Here is a 4073-nt window from a genome sequence, read left to right as displayed (position 1 = left end):
ATTGCAATGTGTAAAATTGCAATGTGTAAAATTGGGCACTAATAAATACTAACTATACAACAAGTACTAACTAACAACAATCTAGAGCCTACCGGCACTAACTAGAAATAACTACTAACTGATAACAATACAGTAGTAGTTAGAAGAATAAGAGAGGTAAAAAAACATGAAAAAACTATTTAGCTGGATTTGGTCAAGCAAAAAGCAAGAAACTGAAACTTACGTAGTTCCACAATGGGAATCATACACAGCTAAAGCTGAGCGATTCAACGCTGACCACGGATTGCCATTAGATCAATTAGTGGGGTAACTCATGAAGCTACTAAGAAAACTATTTTCCAAGAAAAAAACCAAAGAGCCAGAATACTTTTTCGAGGTGGTTGAGACACCCGAAGAAAAAAGCGAACGACTTAAACAGAAATATACCAAATAGCAACATCTTTCAGCGTGCAGCCATGGCCCTGCCGTGGAGTGTAACTTATACCCATAATTTTTCCCCAAAAAAACTTTACTAAATTACTTTTTCCTAATCTTCCCCAAAAAGTCTAATAAAACATTGAAAAACAGGACACGGTGGGGCGTTGGGTGCACGTTGAGAGCACTAAAAAAAGCATGGGTTAGGGCCCATGCAAGAAAAATACACCAAGGAGATTATACCATGAAATCTTTTAACACTCAAACAGTCGTAAAAACTGGATTCACTAAAAGCAAAGCATTTGGATTGTGTGGCACACTTGCCATTGCTACAGCTTTATTGATTGGGTCTGGCACAGTATCAGCAGACGAAACCACTCAACCAGTGGCGGACACACAACCAGCGGTAGCTAACATATACACGGCAGATAATGCCGGCAACGTTACGGTGACACCGTCTGAAACAGTGGCACCAGTAGAAGCGCCAGCGGTTGCTACCGAATCAGCACCAGTGACAGAAGCACCAGCAACAACTACAGAAGTAACTCAACCAGTCGCTGAAACACCAGCGGCACCTACTACAGTTACTAAAACGGGCGACACTATCAATGTCGAAAACCCAAACGTTGAGGTTACTTTCCCTAACGGCAACGGAAAATATAGCCCGTTTGAAGTTGAGTATAAAGATATTCAAATTCCAGACGATGTGCCAGTTAACGAGGGGGATAAAGTTACTTTTGATTTGCCTCAAGAAGTGAAATTCCAAACCTCTTACGAGTTTGATGTACACAATCCAGAGAAGGCAGTCGTTGGGAAAGCTACAGCGGATGCTACCACTAACAAGGTGACAACTGTATTCAATGACTATTTCAAATCACACCCTTTGAATAAGATCATGAACTTGAAACTAGATGCAAGCTGGACAGATAAGGTTGTATCTGGCAAGCCAGTAAATGTCAACTTTAACGGTACTGTGGTAACAGTCAATGTAGGTTCAGAGCAAGTCATCGGTAAAGATGAATTGATTGCGAAATGGGGATTCCAAGACAAAGAAGACCCTACTGTGATTAACTGGACTGCTCGTGTCAATTACGCTAAGAGAGTGCTCAACTATGTGACTATCATTGATGAAATGTCAGAGAATCAAAAGTTAGTTGATAACTACTTTGAAATTAAAAACATTGAAAGTGTTGATCCTTGGATTGACAAAGGTTCAGCTATGGACTTAGTTAAGTCTATCTCAAAATCTGAGCATGGTTTTGAAATCAAAATGGACCGTTTAGACCACATGATTTATCTATACTACAAAACTAAACTCGTAAACGCTGTTAAGGACTCAACTAACCCTACTAACAAGATTGAATTGAAAGCTGAAAATGATGGTGCCGTTTCATATCAGAAAATTCAACTTGTTGGTGGTCGTGGTGATGCGTCTGGTGAGAACAAACCAGAGCCAACGTTTGAAATTCCTCGTGAAGCTCCAAAGGTGGAAATTCCAGAGTTTCAAGGTGGCATCCCTGGTATTCCTGAAGAACGTGAAAAACCAGAATACACTGAGCCAATCGGTACAGTGCCTAACGATGCACCGGTTTTGGAAAAACCAGAATGGAACGGTGGAACAGTACCGTTTGACGCTCCGAAATACGATAAACCTGAATGGAACGGGGGCGTTATTCCTAATGATGCGCCACAGTATGATAAACCCGAATGGCATGGCGGAACAACTCCATTCGATGCACCAAGCATTGATAAACCTGAATGGTCAGGCGGTGTCGTACCTAATGAAGCTCCAATCCTCGATAAACCTGAGTTGATTATCGAGATTCCTGAAGAACCAGTTAAACCAACTACGCCATCAGAAAACACCCCTAACAAGCCCGTAACACCTCGTGAAGATAAAGAGGTACAAACTACCACAGTTACTTACAAACTCGAATCTGAGCCAAAACAAGTGGCAAATACGCCAGTTTATAAAGCCGCACTTCCTAACACTGGTGAAAAAGAAGGAATTGCTAGCACTTTGGGATTGGTAGTGATTGCTGCCGGTATCACTGCTCTAACTCTTGGATTTAAGAAGTACAACGAAGGTGAGGAAGAATAATCATGAAAGAAAACAACAAACAAGTCGTATTTTACAGCGCTGAAAAAGATGGATTTCTCGGAAAATACAAAGACAGAGGGAGTCTAGCATTTGAAGCGGGATTCAGCGAAGATTTAGAAAATGCTCTATCTATGCCGCTTGAGTCGTATGAAGACCAAAAAGACGAGCTCGACAAGCTTGCTGAACTGTTTGGCTGCGAAGTGCTTAATGTGGAAGTTGAGTACAACGTAACTAAACTTGACGGTTCGGACTTCGAACGCACAGAACGTAAAGAAATTACAAGAGACGAAATCAAAGCATTTTTGAAAAAAATAATTAATTAAAAAATCAAGAAGTGGTGGGAGGGTAGGCATTAAACATGGAACAAGAAACTTATGAAGTCGAGAACCGTTGGCGGAACAAGTACATGAATTTAGGTCGTGAGCTAGGCGAGATTATCAACAGTCAGCAAGACAGAAGCTTGTCATTGTCTCACGAAAATAACAAGCTCAAAAGAGAGCTATGGCACCTAAAAAAGTCGAAGGGCAAGAAATGGCTCTAAAATCGCTTGTAACCGTCCTAAATAATCTAGTGGCACAATTACACTAGAGAAACGGTAAAACGGCAAATAACCCCCAAAATTTTAGAATTAGGGGTATTTAAAAAGGATATGACATGGAAAATCAATTACAAACTACAAAAGGGGCGTATTTAACCGACTTGCAACAGCTTGACGGCGAGACATTGAGAAACTTTGTTGACCCGAAACATCAAGCAAGCCCACAAGAGCTTCAAACACTGCTAGCAATCGTTAAGAATCGCAATCTTAACCCTTTCACTAAAGAGGTCTATTTCATCAAGTATGGAAACAACCCAGCTCAAATCGTGGTGTCTAAGGATGCTTTCATGAAACGAGCTGAGCAAAACCAAAACTATGATGGTTTTGAAAGCGGTGTGATCTACGAGAATGAACAAGGCGAACTTAAAACTAAAAAGGGCGTTATCTTACCTCGCAAAGCTACCTTAATCGGGGGTTGGTGTGAAGTGTACCGAAAGGACCGAAGCCGTCCAGTTTATCGTGAAGTTGAGCTTTCAGCTTATAACACGCATAAAAATTGGTGGCAGAAAGCACCGGGACAAATGATTGAAAAAGTGGCAATCGTGGCAGCCGTTCGAGATGCGTTCTCGGAGAACGTTGGCGGACTATACACTGCGGACGAAATGGAACAAGCGGCACCTATCGACGTTACCCCACGAGAAACGCAAGAGGATGTTAAGGCTCGTAAAATGGCACAGATTGAGCAGTATAGACAGGAACAAGCTCAACCAGTCCAACCAGAGCCAGAACTGGTCGAAGACACTGAGGAAGTGGAAGAACAGCCACAACAAGCACGCTACGAGTCAAGAAGCGATCAACAACCTAACTTTATCAGCGATGAACAACATGACCTTATCATGCAACAAATCAATGAGCTAGCCTTAATCACTGGCCAAGCAACTGAAACAGTAGCTAATTACTACTTGAAGAAGTACAAGCTCAATGATTTTCATGAGTTGCTAGTGGCAGGTTTCAACGTGG

The 4073-nt window shown here is 41.7% G+C and carries 5 protein-coding genes; all 5 read left to right on the top strand.

Annotated features, from left to right (window positions below; all coding sequences use genetic code 11):
• Positions 1-166: 166 nt before the first annotated feature.
• Positions 167-310 (top strand): hypothetical protein, encoded by a 144-nt coding sequence (locus HMPREF3112_RS11365; protein WP_176744469.1) that lies wholly within the window; start codon positions 167-169, stop codon positions 308-310.
• Between the two features lie 348 nt (positions 311-658).
• Positions 659-2515 (top strand): SIALI-17 repeat-containing surface protein, encoded by a 1857-nt coding sequence (locus HMPREF3112_RS01235; protein WP_070437544.1) that lies wholly within the window; start codon positions 659-661, stop codon positions 2513-2515.
• A 2-nt stretch (positions 2516-2517) separates the two neighbouring features.
• The gene (locus tag HMPREF3112_RS01230) at positions 2518-2838 is read left to right on the top strand and encodes a hypothetical protein (protein ID WP_070437541.1); all 321 of its coding nucleotides are present in this window, start codon (positions 2518-2520) and stop codon (positions 2836-2838) included.
• A gap of 35 nt (positions 2839-2873) precedes the next feature.
• The gene (locus HMPREF3112_RS10875; protein WP_083278129.1) at positions 2874-3056 is read left to right on the top strand and encodes a hypothetical protein; all 183 of its coding nucleotides are present in this window, start codon (positions 2874-2876) and stop codon (positions 3054-3056) included.
• Between the two features lie 113 nt (positions 3057-3169).
• A partial coding sequence (gene bet / locus HMPREF3112_RS01225; protein ID WP_256262640.1) for a phage recombination protein Bet occupies positions 3170-4073 on the top strand: 904 nt, incomplete at its 3' end.

This window comes from Streptococcus sp. HMSC10E12 (assembly GCF_001807855.1).
Classification (GTDB): Bacteria; Bacillota; Bacilli; order Lactobacillales; family Streptococcaceae; genus Streptococcus; species Streptococcus salivarius.
This window is presented reverse-complemented; position numbering and strand designations above follow the sequence as displayed.

Bases quoted from the DNA above. Each gene is read 5' to 3' on its own strand.
- HMPREF3112_RS01230 (WP_070437541.1), top strand. From the start codon at position 2,518: ATGAAAGAAAACAACAAACAAGTCGTATTTTACAGCGCTGAAAAAGAT.
- HMPREF3112_RS10875 (WP_083278129.1), top strand. From the start codon at position 2,874: ATGGAACAAGAAACTTATGAAGTCGAGAACCGTTGGCGGAACAAGTAC.
- HMPREF3112_RS11365 (WP_176744469.1), top strand. From the start codon at position 167: ATGAAAAAACTATTTAGCTGGATTTGGTCAAGCAAAAAGCAAGAAACT.
- HMPREF3112_RS01235 (WP_070437544.1), top strand. From the start codon at position 659: ATGAAATCTTTTAACACTCAAACAGTCGTAAAAACTGGATTCACTAAA.